Source organism: Flagellimonas marina (assembly GCF_042651185.1).
GTDB lineage: Bacteria > Bacteroidota > Bacteroidia > Flavobacteriales > Flavobacteriaceae > Flagellimonas > Flagellimonas marina.
Genome location: NZ_JBHSCL010000009.1, coordinates 606,999 through 628,481 on the forward strand (window position 1 = coordinate 606,999; position 21,483 = coordinate 628,481).

At 38.7% G+C, this 21,483-nt stretch carries 16 protein-coding genes and 1 tRNA gene; 11 read left to right on the plus strand and 6 right to left on the minus strand.

Going from position 1 to position 21,483, the window contains the following annotated elements; translation table 11 throughout:
• Window positions 1-103 precede the first annotated feature (103 nt).
• Window positions 104-1,900, minus strand: a complete 1,797-nt coding sequence (gene lepA / locus ACFOWS_RS16545) for a translation elongation factor 4 (RefSeq protein ID WP_379766991.1) — start codon at window positions 1,898-1,900, stop codon at window positions 104-106.
• Window positions 1,901-2,047: 147 nt separating this feature from the next.
• Between lepA and ACFOWS_RS16550 the strand changes: the two genes are divergently transcribed.
• Together ACFOWS_RS16550 and dusB are read left to right on the plus strand one after the other, a co-directional pair.
• Complete coding sequence (locus ACFOWS_RS16550) at window positions 2,048-4,468, plus strand: outer membrane beta-barrel protein (RefSeq protein WP_379766994.1); 2,421 nt, start codon at window positions 2,048-2,050, stop codon at window positions 4,466-4,468.
• 51 nt (window positions 4,469-4,519) lie between these two features.
• Complete coding sequence (gene dusB / locus ACFOWS_RS16555; protein WP_366585862.1) at window positions 4,520-5,512, plus strand: tRNA dihydrouridine synthase DusB; 993 nt, start codon at window positions 4,520-4,522, stop codon at window positions 5,510-5,512.
• Here dusB and ACFOWS_RS16560 read toward each other — a convergent pair.
• Both ACFOWS_RS16560 and rbfA read right to left on the minus strand, forming a co-directional pair.
• A complete protein-coding gene (locus ACFOWS_RS16560) occupies window positions 5,509-6,720 on the minus strand; it encodes an ABC transporter permease (RefSeq protein WP_379766997.1) in 1,212 nt (403 codons plus the stop codon). The two genes, dusB and ACFOWS_RS16560, sit on opposite strands and share 4 nt — an antisense overlap.
• Window positions 6,721-6,722: 2 nt before the next feature.
• Complete coding sequence (gene rbfA / locus ACFOWS_RS16565) at window positions 6,723-7,118, minus strand: 30S ribosome-binding factor RbfA (RefSeq protein ID WP_379767000.1); 396 nt, start codon at window positions 7,116-7,118, stop codon at window positions 6,723-6,725.
• A 196-nt stretch (window positions 7,119-7,314) separates the two neighbouring features.
• On the opposite strand from rbfA, the gene ACFOWS_RS16570 reads away from it, so the two are divergent.
• From ACFOWS_RS16570 to ACFOWS_RS16600, 7 genes are all read left to right on the plus strand, one after another.
• A complete protein-coding gene (locus ACFOWS_RS16570) occupies window positions 7,315-8,652 on the plus strand; it encodes an alpha-L-fucosidase (RefSeq protein ID WP_379767003.1) in 1,338 nt (445 codons plus the stop codon).
• Between the two features lie 21 nt (window positions 8,653-8,673).
• A complete protein-coding gene (mce, locus tag ACFOWS_RS16575; protein ID WP_379767006.1) occupies window positions 8,674-9,081 on the plus strand; it encodes a methylmalonyl-CoA epimerase in 408 nt (135 codons plus the stop codon).
• Between the two features lie 59 nt (window positions 9,082-9,140).
• Window positions 9,141-9,214 (plus strand) — tRNA-Ile (locus ACFOWS_RS16580).
• Window positions 9,215-9,438: 224 nt separating this feature from the next.
• The gene (locus ACFOWS_RS16585) at window positions 9,439-10,662 is read left to right on the plus strand and encodes a site-specific integrase (protein ID WP_379767009.1); all 1,224 of its coding nucleotides are present in this window, start codon (window positions 9,439-9,441) and stop codon (window positions 10,660-10,662) included.
• 970 nt (window positions 10,663-11,632) lie between these two features.
• Window positions 11,633-11,842 carry a KTSC domain-containing protein gene (locus ACFOWS_RS16590; RefSeq protein ID WP_379767012.1) on the plus strand — a complete coding sequence of 70 codons (210 nt, stop codon included), beginning with the start codon at window positions 11,633-11,635 and terminating at the stop codon, window positions 11,840-11,842.
• A gap of 25 nt (window positions 11,843-11,867) precedes the next feature.
• Window positions 11,868-13,700 carry an ATP-dependent nuclease gene (locus tag ACFOWS_RS16595; protein WP_379767015.1) on the plus strand — a complete coding sequence of 611 codons (1,833 nt, stop codon included), beginning with the start codon at window positions 11,868-11,870 and terminating at the stop codon, window positions 13,698-13,700.
• A 1-nt stretch (window position 13,701) separates the two neighbouring features.
• Window positions 13,702-14,742 carry a hypothetical protein gene (locus ACFOWS_RS16600; RefSeq protein ID WP_379767018.1) on the plus strand — a complete coding sequence of 347 codons (1,041 nt, stop codon included), beginning with the start codon at window positions 13,702-13,704 and terminating at the stop codon, window positions 14,740-14,742.
• 22 nt (window positions 14,743-14,764) lie between these two features.
• On the opposite strand, the gene ACFOWS_RS16605 is transcribed toward ACFOWS_RS16600, so the two are convergent.
• From ACFOWS_RS16605 to dcm, 3 genes are read right to left on the minus strand one after another with little or no spacing between them, the layout of a single operon-like run.
• A complete protein-coding gene (locus ACFOWS_RS16605; RefSeq protein WP_379767021.1) occupies window positions 14,765-16,165 on the minus strand; it encodes a Sau3AI family type II restriction endonuclease in 1,401 nt (466 codons plus the stop codon).
• Window positions 16,158-17,342 (minus strand): hypothetical protein, encoded by a 1,185-nt coding sequence (locus ACFOWS_RS16610; protein WP_379767024.1) that lies wholly within the window; start codon window positions 17,340-17,342, stop codon window positions 16,158-16,160. Before ACFOWS_RS16610 ends, ACFOWS_RS16605 begins: the two co-directional genes overlap by 8 nt.
• Complete coding sequence (dcm, locus tag ACFOWS_RS16615) at window positions 17,318-18,574, minus strand: DNA (cytosine-5-)-methyltransferase (protein WP_379767027.1); 1,257 nt, start codon at window positions 18,572-18,574, stop codon at window positions 17,318-17,320. The genes ACFOWS_RS16610 and dcm overlap by 25 nt, the downstream gene beginning before the upstream one ends.
• A 650-nt stretch (window positions 18,575-19,224) precedes the next feature.
• On the opposite strand from dcm, the gene ACFOWS_RS16620 reads away from it, so the two are divergent.
• Window positions 19,225-20,061, plus strand: a complete 837-nt coding sequence (locus tag ACFOWS_RS16620) for a DUF6597 domain-containing transcriptional factor (protein ID WP_379767030.1) — start codon at window positions 19,225-19,227, stop codon at window positions 20,059-20,061.
• Between the two features lie 463 nt (window positions 20,062-20,524).
• Window positions 20,525-21,334: an alpha/beta fold hydrolase gene (locus tag ACFOWS_RS16625; RefSeq protein ID WP_379767033.1), complete on the plus strand. Its 810-nt coding sequence runs from the start codon at window positions 20,525-20,527 to the stop codon at window positions 21,332-21,334.
• The last annotated feature ends 149 nt before the right edge of the window (window positions 21,335-21,483 follow it).

The following is a 21,483-nucleotide window of genomic DNA, read 5'->3' on the forward strand; positions in this document are numbered from 1 at the left end:
TTCCAGCACAGCAGGGATTGCTGCACAATACTTTTAGGGAATAATAAACCCTAATTGTTACAAGAGAATGTTTATTCGGTTTGGAGTGTTGACGTGGAATTTCCTAGTCATTCAATTTAAGAACAGCCATAAATGCTTGCTGCGGAATTTCCACATTGCCCACTTGGCGCATACGCTTCTTACCCTTTTTCTGCTTTTCGAGCAGTTTTCGTTTACGCGAAATATCCCCACCATAACATTTGGCGGTAACATCTTTTCGCAAGGCCTTAATGGTTTCTCGGGAAATGATTTTGGAACCAATGGCAGCTTGGATGGGAATATCAAACTGTTGTCTGGGGATGAGTTCCTTCAATTTTTCGCACATCCGTTTCCCAATGTTGTGTGCATTATCAAAATGGACCAATGCAGATAAAGCGTCGACGGGCTGGGCATTTAAAAGTATATCCACTCGGACCAGTTTGGATACTCGCATACCTATTGGCGAATAGTCAAAAGAGGCGTATCCTTTTGAAATGGTTTTCAATCGGTCGTAAAAATCAAAAACGATTTCAGCCAAGGGCATATCGAAAATAAGCTCCACCCGCTCCGTGGTCAAATACGTCTGGTTCACGATTTGTCCACGTTTGTCAATACAAAGCGACATTACGTTCCCCACAAAATCGGATTTGGTGATAATTGTTGCCTTAATATAAGGTTCTTCAACCCTATCCAAAGTGGAAGGGTCGGGTAAATCCGAAGGATTGTTAACAATGACCGGGGTTTCGGTGTCCTTGGTGGTAAAAGCGTGGTAGCTAACGTTGGGCACCGTAGTGATTACCGTCATATCAAACTCGCGCTCCAACCGTTCTTGGATGATTTCCATATGGAGCATACCCAAAAACCCACAACGGAAACCAAAGCCCAAAGCGGCACTGCTCTCTGGCGTAAAGACCAAGGAAGCATCATTGAGCTGCAGTTTTTCCATGGAGGAACGCAGTTCTTCAAAATCTTCGGTATCCACAGGATAGATTCCGGCAAAAACCATGGGTTTTACATATTCAAATCCCTCAATAGGATTTTTAGTGGGATTGGCAGCATCAGTAATGGTATCCCCCACCTTTACCTCGCGGGCATCTTTGATTCCAGTGATCAAATACCCCACATCTCCGGCGGATATTTTGTTTTTTGGAACCTGCTTTAGCTTCAACGTTCCAATTTCATCGGCATCATAGGCCTTTTTGGTGGCGACGAATTTTATCTTTTGTCCTTTTTTTATTTCTCCATTGATGACCCTAAAATAAGTCTCCACCCCTCGGAATGGATTGTAGACCGAGTCAAAAACCAAAGCTTGCAAGGGCTCGTTCACGTTTCCTTTTGGAGCAGGAATGCGTTCAATTATAGCAGTGAGAATATCTTGGATACCAATTCCGGTTTTGGCACTGGCTGGAATCACCTCTTCGGGTTTGCATCCCAAAAGGTCCACAATGTCGTCCGTAACCTCTTCTGGATTGGCGCTGGGCAAGTCCACCTTATTGAGTACGGGAATGATTTCCAAATCGTTCTCCAGAGCTAAATACAGGTTGGAAATAGTCTGTGCTTGAATACTTTGTGCGGCGTCCACTACCAAAAGGGCACCCTCGCAGGCGGCAATAGACCGAGATACCTCATAGGAAAAGTCCACGTGGCCGGGAGTGTCAATCAAGTTGAGAATATAGGTTTCACCTTCGTGCACATATTCCATTTGAATGGCATGGCTCTTAATGGTGATCCCGCGTTCGCGTTCCAAGTCCATGTTGTCCAACAACTGATCTTGTTTTTCACGCTCGGTCACAGAGCCGGTAAAATCCAACAATCGGTCTGCCAACGTACTTTTTCCGTGGTCAATGTGCGCAATGATGCAAAAATTCCTAATCTTCTCCATATCAACAGCTGGTCAACAATAGTGGACTACTTAGCAACTGCAAATATAATTGTTTTATATACCTGCGAATGCTTTTTTGCAAATAAGAGAATGGGTTTACACCGCTCTAAAATATTTTATTAGATTTGATGTTCAACCTTGCCTCAAATGAAAAACCTCACCTACACTGTTTTATTGGTGTTTTTTATGGTCAACCACCTGAGTGGGCAGACCTTTCAGATTACGGGAAAGGTTGTGGATGAACAAAATCAGGTAATTCCTTTTGCCAACATTTTGTTGTTACAAGCATCTGATACCACTTTTGTAAAAGGCACCTCTGCAGACGACAATGGTTTTTTTAGACTTACGGAAGTTGATGCCAATTTATATCTTTTGCAAGCAAGTTATGTAGGCCGTGGTTCCGAACCTAGAGCATTGGATATTGCACAAGACGTTTCCTTAGGGGCGTTGATCATTCCACTTGAAACCAATGAGCTGGACGAGGTAGTGGTTACGGCGCAACGCCCAAAGCTTCAAAGATTGCCAGACAGACTGGTCTTTTCAGTTGAAAATACGATTGTTTCCCAAGGCACCTCTTGGGATATCCTAAGAAGCACGCCAGGGGTCATTGTAAATGATGACCGATTGTTGGTCAGGGGAGAAAGTGCGCGAGTCTACCTGAATGGAAGAGCGGTGCAACTCTCCGGTCAGGAGGTGCAAGATTTGTTGCAGGGGCTTTCCGGGGTGAACATTAAATCGGTGGAGGTTATGATCAATCCACCTGCACAGTTCGATGCCGAAGGTGGCCCCATTCTCAACATTATAACGAGCAAAAATATCATTCCCGGGTATAAAGGCAGTATCAACGGAACCTATACCCAAGCTGTTTTTCCAAAGTTCAATTTTGGGACCAGCCATTATTACAAAACGGATAAGCTTAATCTCTTTGCCAACTACACCATTAATCCCCAAAAGGAGTTGCGAAAAACCGACAAAGGCATCAATTTTATAGATAATACCAATTCCATATTTTCACGCTGGGACACACAATACAATCAGGTCACAAGAACGCAATCGCATTCCGCCAACCTGATCATGGACTATGATTTTGATGATAACAACAGCATAAATGTAACCTCCAACCTATTGTTCAATCCCAATCAGGAGCAGCAGACCCAATTGAGCAATGATATGCGCAACGCCCAATTTCAGTTGGATTCAACCTTTACCACAGTGAACAATGCCACCATGGACAACACCAATTTGGCGTTTGACCTGAGCTACGTACATAAGTTGAAAAAGCCGGGAGCGCGATTGAGCTTCAACGGCCATTACACCTATTTCGATGGAGGTTCTTTTCAAAATTTGGCATCTGAGTATTTTGATGCCAATGGTAGTTTTCTGAGGGATTTTGGTTTTGATTCCGATTCACAACAGGACATTCAGATTTACACGGGGCAGGTGGATTTTTCAACGCCCATGGGCAATGCCTCCATAGAAACTGGCGCAAAGATTTCCTCAATCAATTCAGAAAGCAATGTGGATTTTTTCAATTTTAATGGCTCCAGCAATACGGTTGATGCATCTCTTTCTGATGACTACACGTATGATGAAAATGTATACGCTGCCTATTTCAGCTTTGTGAAAAACTGGGATAAGTGGTCCATGAAATTGGGCTTGCGGGGCGAACTTACCCAAGCGGAAGGGGTTTCATTGACCCTGAACGAGATCAACACCCAAGATTTTTTTGAACCTTTTCCCTCTTTGTATCTGCTCTATTCACCATCGGATAAGCATAGCTTTTCCTTTGATTATGGACGAAATGTGGACCGACCCAAATACAATGACCTCAACCCATTTCGGTTTTTCTTCAATGAGAATGATTATGAAGAGGGGAATCCACGGTTAAGGCCAAGCTTTAGCAACAACTTTAACCTGAACTATACCCTTAACAGTGAGTATTTCTTCGACGTGTATTACCGGGACAACGGAGCCAATATTGCTTATCTGGTGTTTCAGGACAACGATAATCAAACCTTGGTGGAGCTCAAGCAAAATGTGTTGGAAAGCAAATCCTACGGATTGGACTTTACCTTGAGCAAGACCATTTTACCCTCTTGGTTTGTGTACGCATACACTTCACTATTTCATGAAGAAGAAACCTTTTTGGCCGTTGAAAGTGGCGATGTGGAGTACACCAATGAGGTGAATGGGGTCTATGGCTATTTGGCCAATTATGTAACGCTTTCCAAGGATGGAAGCCTCACCGGAGAGGTCACTATGACCTACATCTCCAATTTTTTATATGGATCTTATATTTCGGATGAACAATTGAACCTCACCCTTGGCTTGCGAAAGTCGTTGTTCAACAACAGGGCGGTTATTTCAATTGCTGCGGAAGACCTTTTGGAAAGATGGGTCGCCACCTACCGCTCTGACTATCTGAATCAGGACAACTTCTATCGAAGAAGGGCGGAGTACCAATTTATTCGGGTGGGCTTTACCTATAATTTTGGAAACTTCAAACTGCAGGACAATCAAAGAGCCATCGAGAAAAAAGAACGAGATCGACTTGCACGCGAAGAGTAATGTGTTGATTTTGGGGTATTTTGTACTTTTGCAGTCCAAAAAACAAAAGAATTGCCAAAAATTGGAAACATAGAGCTTCCTGATTTTCCTTTGTTGCTTGCGCCCATGGAAGATGTGAGCGACCCTCCTTTTCGTGCTTTGTGCAAGGAACAAGGGGCAGATGTGGTGTACACAGAGTTCATTTCTTCAGAAGGATTGATCAGGGATGCCGCCAAAAGTGTCATCAAACTGGATATTTATGAAAAGGAGCGCCCCGTGGGCATCCAAATTTTCGGTGCGGAGTTGGATTCCATGCTTCAAGCGGTGGACATCGTTGAAAAATCCAACCCGGATATCATTGACATCAATTTTGGCTGCCCCGTAAAAAAAGTGGTCTGTAAAAATGCCGGAGCTGGAATTTTACGGGATATTCCCTTGATGGTTAAACTGACCGAAGAAATCGTAAAGCGGACCAAACTTCCCGTTACCGTTAAGACCCGATTGGGCTGGGATTCTGATTCAATTAAAATTGTTGAGGTCGCTGAACGACTGCAAGATGTGGGGATTGAGGCTATTTCCATCCATGGCCGAACCCGGGTACAGATGTACAAAGGTGAAGCTGATTGGAGACCCATTGCTGAAGTAAAGAACAACCAAAGAATGCGCATCCCTGTTTTTGGGAATGGTGATGTGGACACCCCCGAAGCCGCCGTAAAAATGCGGGATGAGTATGGTCTGGATGGCGCCATGATTGGCCGTGCCAGTATTGGATATCCTTGGTTTTTCAAGGAGGTAAAACACTATATTAAAACAGGCGAACATTTGGCTCCACCTACCATGGAAGAACGTGTGGAAGCTGCCCGTAGACACCTGCAAATGTCCATCGATTGGAAGGGTGAAAAACTAGGGGTTTTTGAAACCAGAAGGCATTACACCAACTATTTTAAGGGGATTCCCCACTTTAAGGAATATCGGATGAAAATGGTGACCAGTGATGATTCTGCTGATGTTTTTGCCGCTTTTGATGAGGTGTTGGAAAAGTTTGGCGATTTCCAATTTGCCTAATCCATAATCAACTTTTTGGTAATTCGGCTGCTCGCAATTTTGGATGAGATAAAGCCCAAAACCACAATGGTGGCCAATACCAATAGCACATTCATAATATTAAATTCCACTGGATATGCTAAAGAAGGCGTAATTTTCAACCAACTGAACGCCAATTGGGAAGCAATCAATAAAGACCCAATCAAAACGCCAATAAGTCCACCCAAAGAGGTAACCAAAAGTCCTTGGATAAAATAAATCCTTCTCAATTCTTTTAGGGTAGTTCCTAGGCTGAACAACGTTTTTGAATTCTGTTGCTTGTCCAAAATCATCATGATGATGGCCCCCACCACGTTAAAAAGCGCAATGATCAAAACCAGCGTAAAAATGAGGTAGGTGGCAAGATTCTCGGTTTTCAGCATGCGGTGCAACGTACTGTTCTGCTCTTGTCGGGTAAGGACGAAAACTTTATCCCCTAAAATGGCGTTGATGGAATTTTTCACTTCATCAACAGACGCTTCGCTATCCAATTTAAAATTGATACCTGAAATTTCAGTACTGTCGCGCTCCAATAATTCTTGAACCAGTGGGAGTTGCGCAAACACATATTTTTTATCCAGATTTTCCTCCACGGCATACACTCCGCTTAGCACCAAAGAAAGCTGGTTGTAAGGCTTGGAGGCATTAAGCCCCTGCGGGGCCAGTGAACCCTTACCCGGTTTTGGCACTAAAACGGTCATGGGACTTCGGTAATTGTCAATGGGAACACCAAGTTGGTTGTAGATTCCAATCCCCATAACACCATTGTATTCCATCTCACCCCAAGTACCAAAGTAAAGGGTGCTGTCCACTCCGGTTACGGCCCTATAATTTTCATCTATTCCTTTGATGTAGGCGATACAACTTTTCTCTTTGAAGGTGAGATAGGCCCGCTCCTCAAGTTCTTTGGAATAATTGGCTAAGCCGGGCACCTTTTTCAATGCACTTTCTTCATCCCTTGTGATGGAAAAATACTTCCCTGTGGTGGGTTGAGCCTTTAAATCTGGGTCGAAGGTGTTGGAAAAAGAGAGGCTGAAGGTTTTTAATCCCGCAAAGGCCGAAAGCACAATAAATAAGGCAGCAGACCCGATGACAATCACCAGAAAAGTGATGAAATTAATGATGTTTACCGCATTTTGGGTGCTCTTTGAGCGCAGATAACGTTTAGCGATATACAGCGGAAAATTCAAAATCAGGATTTCTTTCGTTTATCAAGCAAATCTCGATTCTCAATGGGATTCCCTTCACCTTTTAGCGATTTTTCAATCTTGTCAATGTATTCCAAGGAATCGTCCAAATAAAAATTGAGTTCTGGCACACGGCGCAATTGGTGCTTGGTGCGTTGGGCCAAATCATATCGAATGGCAACCTGATTTTCCTTGATACCGTCCAGCAATTCCTTGGCATTTTTATTGGGAAAAATGCTCACATACACTTTGGCGATGGACAAATCCGTGGTCACGGACACTTTGGTAACTGAAATCAAAGTTCCTTTTAATCCACCGTCCGTGGCGGCCCGTTGCAAGATATCTGCCAAGTCTTTCTGAATGATTCCCGCTATTTTCTTTTGCCGTTGTGTTTCCTCCATGACGCAAAATTACCGAATTCAGCCCCAATCCCATAGCTTTGTTAACTCAAGATACCTATTTTCATGGTTTTTTAAGGGTTGCCCGTCGAAAGTAATTGAAACTTTCCAAAACCTTTGCCATTTTGCCTACAATACTATTTTTGCTCTAGCAGGTCTTTTTTGAAGTGAAAATACCTTGGTGCACAAAACAAACAAGATGATCAAGACTTTCCTCACGATGTTAACGGTCCTCGTGACAGTAACAACAAATGCACAGACCAATGATTCAATTTTGGTCCAAGAACAAAAAATGCAATGGTTCAAGGATGCTAAGTTGGGTATTTTTATTCATTGGGGGTTGTATGCTGTGGATGGGATAGATGAATCATGGTCTTTTTTCAACGGATACATTTCGCATGAGGATTACCTAAAGCAAATCCAAGGCTTTACTGCTAAAAAGTATGATCCAAACCAATGGGTGGACTTGATTAAAGAGAGTGGTGCCAAATATGCGGTGATTACGGCCAAGCACCATGATGGTTTTGCGCTGTGGAACACTAAATATGGAAACCTAAATGCCGTAAAAAGCGCAGCATCCAAAAAAGATGTACTCACACCTTTTGTTGAAAAGCTTCGGGACAATGAACTAAAAGTGGGGATTTACTATTCGCTGCCAGATTGGTCGTATTTGGACTATACCCATTTTACCCGTGATTCAATTCGATATAAAATCTCCGACGAACCCAAACGGTGGGACACCTTTTTAAAGTACTATCATGGTCAGCTTAAGGAACTTTCGGAGCAATACAATCCCGATTTATACTGGTTCGATGGAGATTGGGAACACAGTGCGGAGGAGTGGCAAGCCCAAAAAGTTAGGGAGATGCTCTTGGAGAAAAATTCAAATACCATCCTTAATTCAAGGCTAAAAGGACATGGTGATTACGCGACCCCCGAACAAGGAATGCCCATAACACGGCCCAAAAACAAGTATTGGGAGCTTTGTATGACCATGAACGATTCGTGGGGGTATCAGAAAACGGACCAGAACTACAAAACAGTAGACCAAATCATTGGTGTTTTTTCGGACGTCATATCAAATGGTGGCAATTTGTTGTTGGATATTGGCCCAAAGGCCGATGGGAGCATTCCCGAAGAACAAGCAAGCTTACTGAAGGGGTTGGGCCGATGGGTGCACAAACATCACGAAGCTATTTATGAAACCGTGTCCGGCATTCCCAAAGAACATTTTTATGGTCCATCAACTTTGTCCAAGGACAAACAGATTTTGTATCTTTTTGTAAAAGGAAACCCTAATGGTGAAGTGGTACTCCGGGGACTTAAAAACAACATTAACCGGATTTGGGTAGTGGGTCAGGGTGCCAAATTGGAACATCAGGTGGTGGGAAAGGTTTATTGGAGTCAATATCCAGGAATCAAGTATATTAAAGTACCTGATCATGTTTTGGATGAAAACATGACGGTGCTTGCCCTTCTTTTGGATGGGGAAGTGGATTTGTATCGGGAAGACGGTGCCGTGATTGAAAGCAACTAGAAACAACAAAACATAAAGGCCATGGACAAAATTGAACACATCGGTATTGCCGTGAAGGATTTGGAAGCATCGAATAGTTTGTTCGCCAAACTTTTGGGTGTTCCACATTATAAAATGGAAGAAGTGGCTTCGGAAGGGGTAAAGACCTCGTTCTTTAAATCGGGACCCAATAAAGTGGAACTGCTGGAGGCCACAAACCCAGAAAGCCCTATTGCCAAGTTCCTGGAAAAGAAAGGCGAGGGCATTCACCATATTGCTTTTGCGGTGGATGACATTGTTGCTGAAATCACTCGATTGAAAGAAGAGGGGTTTATGGTTTTGAACGAAACACCCAAAAAAGGGGCGGATAACAAACTGGTGGCCTTCCTGCATCCCAAGGGTACAAACGGGGTGTTGGTGGAGCTTTGTCAGGAAATAAAAGCGGGGTAGCTGCGTTAAAACCTTGCGGTAAAGCAAAATAAACACTAATATTGCATCCGCAAAAATTTGGTCCTATAGCTCAGTTGGTTAGAGCACCTGACTCATAATCAGGTGGTCCCTGGTTCGAGCCCAGGTGGGACCACCGGGAGATTTCAAAATTTCTATAAAAGCCTGAAAATGAACTGTTTTCAGGCTTTTTCATTTTCATTGATTTCATATAAAACCATATGAAATCAACCCTTCTGGTGAGTAAATCGGTGAGTACTTTTTTATTCATAAAAATGCTTCCAAAACTATGTTAAAGAATTGATTGTCAATTCTTTATTCGGATTTGTAATCGAAATTAAAAATCCAAAAAACAAAGTTATGGAGGCAAGCAACACATTTTCCATCCTTTTTTACCCAAAAACCAGAGACTCTGACAAGAACGGAATGTCCCCTCTTTTTCTTCGCATTACAGTTGATGGAAAAAGGGTGGAACTCAGCTTAAAAAGAAAAGTGGATCCAAATGATTGGTGCCCAAATTCGGGCAAGGTCAAGGGAAGGGGACAGACACCAGAAGAGATTAATGGCTATCTGGATGAACTGAGAACACGAATCCGACGCATCCAAGGGGAGTTTGTAGCACAGGAAAAGCCCTATACGGCATCGATGCTTAAAGAACGGTTGTTGAATAAGGGCAATGAACTCAAAACGGTACTGTCCATTTATGATGGCCACAATGCCAAGATGAAAAGCTTGATGGGAAAGGATTATACTTATAGCACCTATAGACGGCACGTACGAACACGAAACCATTTGGAGGGATTCATCCGAAAAGAGTATGGACAGAAGGATTTTTTTATCAAGGATGTAGATCTAGGGTTTATTACCCGGTTTGAGCATTATCTACATATGATCGGTGCAGGAGGCCACAATACGATTACCAAATATGTGACCAATTTCAAGAAGATAGTGCGAATGGCATTTGCCAACAATTGGGTTGTCTCTGACCCTTTCTTCCATTGGAAGGCCAAATGGCAGAAAACCGAACGGGAGGTACTGACCGAGACCGAACTACAAACGTTGATAGAGAAGGAATTCAAATCGAAGCGTTTGGAAAGGGCAAGGGATGTCTTTATTTTTTGCTGCTTTACAGGTCTTTCCTATGTTGATGTCAAAAAATTGACAAGAGACGATATTGCAATAGGAATAGATGGTAGGCGATGGATAAAGATCTTGCGGACAAAGACCAAGGTCAAGAGCACCGTCCCGGTTTTACCAATGGCGGAAAGAATATTGGAGAAGTATAAAAAGAACTCGCCAAAAGCTGAAAACATATTGTTGCTTCCCGTATTGAGTAACCAAAAAACAAATCAGTACCTAAAAGAGATTTCACAGTTATGTAAGATAAAAAAGCGGATAACTTTTCACCTTTCCCGACATACCTTTGCCACTACGGTTACCCTATCAAATGGAGTGCCCATCGAATCGGTGAGCAAGATGCTCGGGCACCAGTCCATAAAGACCACACAGATATACGCCAAGGTGCTTGACAAAAAACTTATGGAGGACATGGAATTGGTCAGGATGAAATATGCAGCCGTTTAAATGTGGGGATTAATCTCTAAAAAAATTATCTACTTGTTTTTAACCCCCAAATCTTACCCAAAAACTTTGCGCATGGATCCTGTTCCAATTTTATAGCATTCGGAAAGATAAGCGTAAAGTAAAATTGGAATAGGGCGCACAACCTATTTTTTGAATCTGGATAGTTGGTCTGGCAGTGTGCGAAATTGGGATACGAAGTAGGCCAATTTTGTACAGCGAGAGGGTAGCACGCTAAAGCGGTGCTACGTTGTCCAAATTCTGGCTAAAAGACCAGTAAACCTAGTACTTTTGTGTGGGTTTGCAACAGCACTTAACTAAAAGTAAATTGTGACAAATCCGCTTGAACCCCCTATAAACATTGTAAAGAATTGTCACAATCAGTATAAGAGTTTTGAATTTTTATAACTCTTATCTCATTTTTATTTTTCCAGATAAATCCCCGGGTTTATTGATGGAATATTAGGGCAAAATGGGTCAAATCCTCTCAAAAGTCCTATAAACAGAGAAAAAAGTTGACCCATTTTCAATTTAAAATGGAACTTTTGCCTCGCTCAGTAGTATTAGTTTGTGTAAGTATTTGGGACGCTTGCAGCGCGAAACCAAGTTTCGCTTGCTTTTTTGATTCTTAATTCATAAGAGTACATTTTCAAACTTCCAATCCCATTAAATCACAATGATAGTCTTTAATAAAGCCTAACGGAATTGGAGTCCAACATCCCGTAGCTAATATATTTAAGAAACGATTACGGATTTCCACATTTTTCATTAAAAGAATATCCCTATCTTAGGAATTATCTTACGAATCCGTTTCCCCCCAACATTGGAAGTTTGAATTACTTATGTCAAAGGTTAAAATCTGAAGGCAGGGAATTGAATCATTATAGGCGCGAATACTAAACTTTAGTGAAGAGGACCTAGAAATAAGGCAAAAAAAGAGATTAAATATTTGATTAAAACTAGAAATACAATCATGGAACGACAAAAAGTAAGTTCATCAAACTTAGCATCAATTGGATATGATGCAGATAATGAAATTTTAGAAATAGAATTTAAAAATGGTGGAGTTTACCAATATTTTGGTGTGCCAGAAGGAGTATACGACGAATTAATGGACGCACCTTCTCATGGAGTATATTTTTCCGCCAATATCAGAAATGATTATAGGTATCAAGAATTATAAAACCTGTCAACGAAATTTGATAAGTATGAAATTAAAACGATTTGATATTAAAGGTTTTCGGAGAATTCTTGATGCGTCATTTCTTATTGGAGACGCATCGTTTCTTATCGGAGAAAATAATATTGGCAAAAGTGCTATTCTAAATGCTTTGCAAATATTTCATTCTGGAGATCCTAAACTGGAAGATTTAGACTTTTTTCATGACGAGAAATCTGATTTTACATCGGAAAAAGTAGTTATGGAAGCGGAATATGTTGACCTTCCTGAAGAAGCAGAAAGCTGGAAAGGATTTAAGGGCAGAGTTCTAAAAAGAAAAAATGCAGAAGGTAATGAAGAAAAATATATCCTTTTCAAAAAGGAATTTCCAAAAGATGGCAAAGGATTACATTATTTAAAACAATATCAAAAGAGCCGAAAAGCAGAATATGATGGATGCAAAAAAGCGCAAGAATTCATTGAAAAGGGAATAAAAAAAGAAGAAATAATAGATGTATTCGGTGATATTTCTTTGGATACAAACATTACTGTAAAAAAGTATGAATCAGACTTGGAAGAACTTCTATCAATTTGGGATTTTGATTACGAAAATAGTGAGTGGTTTCAAAGCCCTGGAGGAATTGTTGGAAACATAACCTCAAGGCTGCCAAGGTTTTTATTTATTCCTGCTGAAGACCGTAAAAATGATATCGATGGTAAGACAGGCGCTCTTCAAAATATTATGAAAACCCTATTTGAAGATGTAAGAGATGCTTCAGAAAATTTTGCGAACGCCCAAAAGTACCTAAATGAATTATCTAAAGAATTAGATCCAGAGGACCCAACGAGAGATTTTGGTAAAATGCTAGGAGAAATTAATTCGATTGTAGGTAACGTATTTCCCGAAACAGGATTGCATGTTCAAACCGAACTTAGTGATGCTAATAAAATACTACACCCACATTTTAACATCGAAATGTCAAGTAATATACGAACTGACCCTGAAAGGCAAGGTACGGGTTCCGTTAGATCGGCTGCATTTGCCTTACTCCGATACAGGGAAAACTTCCTTGAGCGAAAAGCTATGACTAAGAGAAATCTAATTATTGGCTTTGAGGAACCGGAAATTTATCTTCATCCCAATGCCGCAAATAATATGAGAGATGAAATCTATAATCTTGCGGTTTCAAGCACATCACAAATAATTTGCACTACGCATTCACCTTATATGATAGATTTAGGGAAAGATATCGACAAACCAAAATTTCCGAAGCAGATATTAAATCTATTGCGACTTAACTTTAATGAACAAGGAATAGCTTATACTAATTCAATTCCTTTCAATTCTACAGAAGCATACGAGAGCTTAATTAACGATGAAAGAGATAAAATTAAATTTCTTTTAAAAATTGATGATTATGTAGCTCGAATTTTCTTTGTCAAAAATATTGTTATTGTTGAGGGGAACACAGAAGAGGTTGTTTTCCGTGAAACCGTTAGGAGATTACCAGAAATTCAACGTAAGAAAGTTCAATCAGAATACCAATTTGTTCAAGCTCGAGGAAAAGCCACAATAATATCTTTAGTGAAGTATCTCAAAGCGATGGGCTTTCAACCTTTTGTGGTACATGACAAAGATGAGAGCGAAGGAGCAACCAAATTTAATCAGCCCATTCTAGAGGCTTTAGGGAATGAAGAATCTCGAATTATGCTTGAAAATTGTTTAGAGGATGTTCTTGGATACGAGGCCCCATCTAATAATAAACCTTACACTGCATTTCAATTCATACAAGAAAATTGGAAAGAAGAAAATGGTTGGAATGGGGTTGGAGAAAATTGGAAAAAATTGATTGAAAACAAAATTCTAAAGGAAGTATTCTGAGATGGGCAATATCAAACTAAATCAAAAATTAAAACGTGTCGAAATTCAAAGATTCGAATTGGACAACGAAATCGTTTTCAATTATTTCGACAATCTCCCAGCTGCTGAACGAGACGAAAAATTAATTAGAGCTATTTACATCGGGGTATTAGCCTTAATGGAAGACCGTATATCTTCTTTTTTATCAAAAACATCTAATGAGTTGGGGACAGAATTGGAAAGTCTGAAAATGATTTTTGATATGAAGAAGGAGCTTTTTTACAAATCTACCATTAAGGGTTCTTTAGCAGAAGATGAGATTGCTGACTATTTGAACGAGTATTTTAAAAGTAAAAAAATCAATGACAGGGCGACACTTACAGGTAATGCCGCTGGAACATTACCCCGAAACAAAACTGGAGACATTGTCTGTAGAGTTAACGGAAACGAAGATTTGAAAATTACAATAGAATGTAAATTTGATAAAAGCATCAAACTTGGAGATATTGAGGATAAAGACATATTTACTCGAAGAAGCGACACAGCTTGGAGCCAACTTATCGAAGCGGATGCAAATAGAAATTCAAGAGTAAGCCTAATAGTATTTGATATTTCCTTAGTGGATAATTCTATTTTGAGATTTAGTGAAAATGTTGGCTATATACCCAATATCGGTTTTATAGCCATAATTGACTCACAAAGGGGAGATTATGGTAATTTGATAATCGCATATATGCTGGCCAGGGATATAGCCCTTAATGCAAAAACGCTAGAAATAGATAAAGAAATACTCTCGATTATAATAACTCGTATTATCAAAGATGTTGAAGAAATAAAATCAATTAAATCCTTAGTAGACAGGAATATCGAAACCAATAATGAAATCTTAAAACAAATTGAAAAGTCCATTCTAATGATGGAATTCAACCAGAAGTATTTGAGTCAATTTTTGGAAACAGGGACACTTACAAAAAAAGATTTGTTGGATTTTTATATGGGAGAGGAAATTAAGGATAAGTTCAAAATGATTGAGAAAGAGATTGCCTCTCTAGATTCAAAATAAAAAAGGCTGTAAATTAAATAAGTCAGCCGAGGTAAATTTCGTCTTTTACATAATTAGCATTTAACCAAAAGCAATGTTTTGTATATTCCGTTAAGCCAGTTAGCTTATCTGCAAGAGGCAAAGTATAAGTGTCTTTAGCATCTTTGGCATGCGGTCTTACATGGCTTATTCTGTTCTCCGATTTCTTCGGAAAAAAGGTCATTCTCTTTCCCTTAGCAGTTACTTCCTTTACTATTTCTCCTTTTGAAATAGTATCCTTCATTTTATCCCACACCTCCTTTGCTTCAAGGATGTCAGAGTAAGGCATGTTCCAAAATCTCACTCTTCTTAATATTAATTTGTCATTATCGAACTGATAAAATACGAAGAAGAACTTGCTTTCTAATATGTTTTTAAAGGCACAATCTTCCCAATCTAATTCGACTAATTCGGTGTATTTGAAGGTGGGAAAGGAAATATTTTCTTTTGGCAAATCATTTTCTTTTAACCTTACTGTCTTTACTTGAATATCGGCTTTTTCAAACTCTTCAATTTTTCTGTCCAATTCAATCCCAAGTATTGCATTGGTCAAATTGGCAAAATAGCTTTTGGCATTTTTGTTCACCTTAAGACCAAGTTCATTTACAATCTGATCAGCAGATTTTCCATAATGCAGTTGAAATTTGCTAATAACAATGTTTTCAATAGTATCTGCCTTATCAAGAATCTCAGGAGCCGTAATTATTTTTCCGTAAGCCCCTTGTTTCACATCAGCAATATTGGCAATGATATGATTTAGGTAACCTTGTTTCAGAGAATATGCCCTTTGCTTGGCTTTTTCCTTATTAAATGGTTGATTACGCAAAGATTTAGCAGCGGTTGAACCTTTGGTACAAGCACCTAGGTAAAAAGTATCACCTTCAGATAATTCATGAGCTATTCCATCTTTGATTTTTTGGTTAATTGTTTCCCAATCTCGTTTTATGATTTTTAGGTCTTGGTCTGGATATCTCCAATTACCTACTAAGAGAATCGTATAATCCAATAAATCGGCATCAACCTCATGTAGATAGAAAACCAGAAGTAAGTGAGCATTTTTTTTCCAGAAAGAACTGGTTTCAAAACTTTCTTTATGTACTTCTAAGTAGTTTATAATATTAAGTACAAGTCTTTCTTTGGAACGGATTTGACCTTTTTTAAGAAGTTTTAGAGGGCTAGATTTTAATTCGAGACCAGCCTCTATAAAGTCAGGTTCTGTATCGGAATTCGGGCTGTAACCAAAATAGAATTTTTCAAGAATCTGCCCAAAGTTTCCTTTTCCTTTGTACCCATGCTTTTCAATTTCAGATTCACAAGCTTGCCGTAAAGTTTTGTTCTTTAGTTTCTGGGCGAATTCAAGAATTGAATCTGCAGATTTTGGATCAAATTCTGGTTTTTTACCCATTAGGAGTGACATTAGTAAAGTCTAACAATTGAGTATCCTCATTAAACCTATATTGAACAAGCGTTACATTGTTCCACTCTGTTGATACAGAGGGTCGCACACCCTTAATGAATTTTCTTTCAATATTCTCAGCAAAATTTTCAAGGGCTTCTTGGGTATAACTATACCCAAGCATAAAGGCTTTAATCATGCTATAGTCACTATATGCATATTCATTTTTTATCCAATCAACATATTTCATAAGTTGCAAAATATCTTGAGAGGATATTTCTCCTCGTTTGATTTCGACAACAAGAAAATCACAAATGGTTGGTTTTTGATTTGGTATAAAATTGTATCCAAAAACATCCATTTTATCTACATAGTGAAGGGGTTTAAATGGAGAGGCAATAACTTGATGTGAAAGATAATCCCAAGCCCCAAAAATTTCCCTAGCGTTAGATTTGTTATAATTTAACTGAAATATTAATGCTGCTTCAATGGCCATTTCATGTTTTAAACTTCCATTTGGATTATTTATAGTATTTAGAAATGGGGCAATTTCTACAACATAATGATCGTTCCCATTTGTTTTTTCTCTAATTTCACTGTGTGATTCTTCAATATTTTGGTTGAATATGTTGTCTTCATTTGGAGTGTTAATAGCAGCAATATTCCTTCTAAGAATTATGTCTTTAAACCCTTGATTTTCAGTGTCTGAAAATTTAATAAAACTTAAGTTTTGAAAAGCTCGTAATATTTTAAATTTTTCAGGAGCAGAAGATAGAACCTCATCCATATCGATTCCATTTTGAAAGAAATGTGGTGAGGCTTCAAATGTGCACAAAAACCTATTATTAATTGCCCTCACCCCGTTATCATACAATAATAAAGGACGAATCTCCTGATACCTTTGAATGGTTGGCTGATTGGAATTTGGATAATTCAAAAATTTACAATGACCATTAATATTGATTAGTCGACCAATACCATAAATTTTTCTATCAATAAAGAAATAGATATTATCTCCTTCATTCATAGAAAAGTAATCGGCAAATGTACCTTCCTGATGCGGTTTCCATATCCGGTGAGGATTGGAAATATTAGTTGAATAGACACCCCTATTTATGAACTCGTAGAGAGTATCAAAATCTGGTTTATTGTTCTTTTTCCCTATGCTGAACAGGTAGCCGGCCATTCACTTTTAATTTTGTTATAAAGTGATTCTCCTATTTTTTCAATAATTCCCACCACTAAAGCATTTCCCATAAAAAAAGCTCTTTTAGAATCTGAAATGCCTTCAAGCTTGGTATGATCTTCTGGAAACATATTCAATCTTTCCAATTCTATTGGCGTCAATCTCCTTAACCCTCTTTCTGACTCAACTACATGTTTAAATCTTGACGGAGATTTTCCACCTTCTCCAGTTATAATTGTTCTTGAGGCATTATCTAATGCATCAGGATAAATCATTCCACCTTCACTATAGTTATATTCATAACCATCTTTAGTCGTTCGTTTTTGCTTTTTAGGCCCTTTTAAGTACTTCCATTTAGGTTTATCATCATCACTTATGAAAAAATCTGATGTAACCTCTCCATTTTGTAAAACATCTCCCAATACTTTATAAGGACCATTATAACTGGGAGTGGTTTTAACGGTATAAACCATCCCATTAATCATCACACCAGTGTTTTCAAATGGAGTGAGACCACCTTTTTTATTGAAATTGTTCGTGATTTTTACTAAGTCACCTTTCAATTCAAATTCGTTGAAAGAAGGGGATATTTTCTCTTTTACGGGAAAAGCATCTACAATTGTTCCATTTTCCAAAATCCAGTCGTGCTTACTTGACTTGTTAAGTCTTGAATAAAGCTCTGTTGATTTGTGGTACCCAATGAAAAAGACCCTTCTTCGTCTCTGCGGCATTCCATATTCTGCAGCATTAATCACTCTCCATTCAACAGCATACCCTAGTTGGTTTAAACTTTGTAACATAACTGCAAAATCTCTCCCTCTTTGAGAGGCTGGGGATTTTAAAAGTCTATCAACATTTTCTAAGAAAAGATATTTAGGCTTGTTTTTCTTTTCTTCCAATATTCTATGAATTGACCACCAAAGAACCCCTTTCTTTCCTTTTAACCCTCTTGAATTGTTAAGAGTGGTTGCCACAGAATAATCTTGGCAAGGGAAACCACCACATAACAAATCATGGTCCGGAATATCATTAGTCGGTACAGTTGAAATATCTTGGTTTGAGTGGTTCTCCTTGCCAAATCTTGCTTCATATACCTTGGAGGCATGCTGTGTTTTTGTGGAAGGTTCCCATTGGTTACTCCAAATAACTTTGTAGTTGCTTTTCTCAAGCCCGAGCCGGAATCCACCAACTCCGGCAAATAATTCAACAACTCTTAATTTATTACTAATCATTTAAGGAAATAAAGTTTGAACAAGGTCTAAAATAATAGATGTGTATCTAGATTCAACCCCCAAATTTAATTATCTATACAATTTTTTTCAACTAATGGTTTTCTTACCAAACGGCTTATATGGAGACAAAGTTTTCCTGCTTGGCGTAACGAATAATACCATTATGGATGTACAATATTTTTTAAGGAACTATGACAGAAATGATTAATATCTCATATAATTTCAAGATATTTGATAGTGAACACGTTCATTTAAAATCCGACATAGTTTTGGTGAGTTTTTCGGTGAGTAATCAGATTTATTGATTTATAATCATCTGAAAATGAGTCAAATATGCAAATAGTTCAATCCCAGGTGGGACCACGTAAAATCCTTCTAAGTCATTGATTTAGAGGGATTTGTTTTTTAATAAGGAACAGGAAAAGGGACAGTTCTCAATCAATAGTCTTGGTCATCAATTTTTACTTATAATTCGTACCCTTTCTATGATGCATAGTATTTTGCCAAAAAGGGTGGTGAATGTTTTATTAATTTTACTTTTAATAATGGTTCCGAAGCACCTGAGAGTTCTGGCGTGCAACCAAATTTGGGTAATAGTTATTAAGTACTTCCATCAATCAAAAAAACAAACCACTAATCTCAATTAAAAAATGAATGCGGTAAAGGTCAAACCACCAAAACATCTGAAAGACTTGGTGAGCTTTTTTTGGTATTCCGATTTCAAAAATCCAGATAACTCTGCCAAAACATATAGAATTTTAGCTGATGGTTTGCCCGGAATCATTTTTCAACATTCCAATGGAAATTCTGCGGTTTCAAATGTAAATGGAGTGCAACTGCCAATAACATTTTTATATGGTCAGAATACCAGCCATTGTACCAACCTGATTACGGGAGAACCCTTCATATTTGGAGTAAGTTTACGTCCCACGGCATTTAAATCATTGTTTGGTATGGATGCCACAATGATAAGTAATCAACTAATAGACTCTCAGCATTTCTTTTCTTCGGACATTGAGGATATCTTGTTAAATGCTAAATCTCCTATTCATATCATTGAGCTATTCAGTAAGAGATTTTTAAATTTAAAATCTAGACCAGAAAATACGGGCTTCTTTGACAAGTACCTCAATCATTCTGTGAGAGGTATCAGAAACCTTTCAGCCAATCAAATATTCTCAGATTTAGGAATCTCACGAAGACAGTTCCAGCGAAAATTTAAAGAGCATGTAGGTGTAGATCCTGAGACCTATTATAGAATTCTCAGATTTCAAAAAGCCATTCATTTACTTCTTAGAGGTGATTTCAAAAAGCTAAGTGATGTCGCTTATCAGCTATGTTATTCAGACCAGTCACACTTCATAAGGGATTTTAAATATTTTTCGGGGTTAACCCCAAATAGATTTCTCAAGAACGGGTTACTAAACAAACATATATCCTTCGACAAAGAAGATTTTTTTACTCCAGTACGACTACTTGAATGTTAAAACCAAATGTCGCTAGAGTTCTATTCTGGCTATTGTCGCAATCCTAATTTTGTATAAAATTTCTGAAAGAGCATTACGACCGTTATTCAGTCAACCTATAGTTAGGAAGTACGGTCTTTCCTTAAAATTATGGTTCCACAAAAGCACTACTATAATAAGAATTCACAGATTTACCTTAATTCAAAAATTAAGACGATATGATTGGCACCCAATTCGAAGTATGCATCTTGACTTGTTAGAAAGCGCAAAAATTTAGCAATAAGTTTTATAGAAAAAATGACATGAAAGAGATCATTGAAAACTTACCTATACCTCTTTAAGTGTTGTTTGACATCCTTTTTGGAACTTTCAAGAATCCTAAGCTTGAATATGAAACAGGGTTCTATCTGGATGCATCGAATAAGGTTAAAGACATGCTTCTTTTTAGGGACATATCAAATGAAAATTAAAAACACAATTTAAAATGAATCGAGCAGCGATTATCGCAGTTTTTATCTGCCTGCATTATGGAGTATTTGCTCAAAAGCAAAACCACGCCCAAGTCAATGGAGTTGAAATCTATTATGAAATTTATGGTAAAGGGGATCCCCTTGTCTTATTGCATAGTTTTACATCCAGTCACAAGCTCTGGGAGCCTTTTATTGAAAGGCTTTCAAAAAACCACAAACTAATTGTACCTGATTTGAGGGGACATGGCAAATCCACCAATCCTGAGAATGTATTTACACATAGCACCTCTGCCAAGGATATCTATGGACTTATGGATGCATTGGAAATTAAAAAGTTCAAGGCAATCGGCGCCAGTTCCGGCGGCATGACCTTGATTCACATGGCGACCATGGATTCTACCAGAATCGAAGCCATGATATTGGTAGGTGCAACATCACGTTTTGGGGTGCCCTGTAGGGAAATCATGCGAAATTCCACTTTCGAGACAGTACCGGAAGACTGGATGTTGGATATGAGAAACCATCAACCCGGTGGCGATGAACAAATCAAAAAATTGCTACAACAATTTAACGGTATGCAACATTCCTATGACGACATGAACTTTACAGCGCCCTACCTTTCTCAGATTAAATGCCCCACCTTGATCGTTCATGGGGAGCTTGACGAATTTTTCCCTTTGGAGATTCCTTTTGAAATGTCAAGAGCAATTCCAAAATCATCGTTATGGATTATCCCGAATGGTGGACATTTGCCCATATGGGATGAGCGGTGGGCGGATACTTTTTTAAAAACTGCGGAGTCATTTCTGAAGGGTGAACTCTAACATTTTGCCCGAGTATTTTGTTTCCAACTATAAACATCAAACAATGAAAGCATTTCATTTAAATTGTATCCAAATTGAATCACCGTTTGGTCCGGCAATAGGCCATTGTGTCTTGATTGAGCGTGACGGAATATTGACGCTCATCGATG